A 477-nucleotide genomic window follows, 5' to 3' on the forward strand; every position below is an offset into this window, starting at 1 on the left:
AAGACGGGCGGCTTCGCCGTGCTGGAGGAGCGGCAGGATCACCTTTCGGTCTCCTAGGGGGAGGACCTGCCCGCTGCGCTCCAGAGAGGTGGTGTCCGGGACCCCGGGATGCGCTCGACCGCTCGCGGCAAGCCAGGGGCTGCCGACCGCGCCGAGCGTAACACCGACGAAAAGGCAGGCCGCAGCAAGACCCGCCAAGATCCACCTATACTTGCGCAGCAGCGCCGTCGGTTCCAGGCCGTAGCGCGTCCGTTCGCTCTGCTCCGAGAGTTTCCTTGCCCGCCTCTCCAGCGTCGCGGCCGCCGCGGCCAGGGCCGCTGTCGCATCGTGTGCTGCTGATGCTGTGGCGACGTGGAGGAGGAAAACGCGAAAGACAGGGTCATTCGGCGCAATCCCTACGGCGTTCGCGAGGAGCACGACACGCTCGGCCGGGTCAGGCTTCGCATCGGCCGTTCGGATGCGGTTCAGCAGGTCCGT

Annotated in this window: 1 protein-coding gene; it reads right to left on the minus strand. The window is 68.1% G+C overall.

The window, feature by feature from the left end; all coding sequences use genetic code 11:
• A partial coding sequence (locus tag AX750_RS26390) for a hypothetical protein (RefSeq protein WP_197432787.1) occupies positions 1–477 on the minus strand: 477 nt, incomplete at both ends.

This window comes from Methylobacterium sp. CCH7-A2, from assembly GCF_001557075.1.
Lineage (GTDB): Bacteria > Pseudomonadota > Alphaproteobacteria > Rhizobiales > Beijerinckiaceae > Allobosea > Allobosea massiliensis.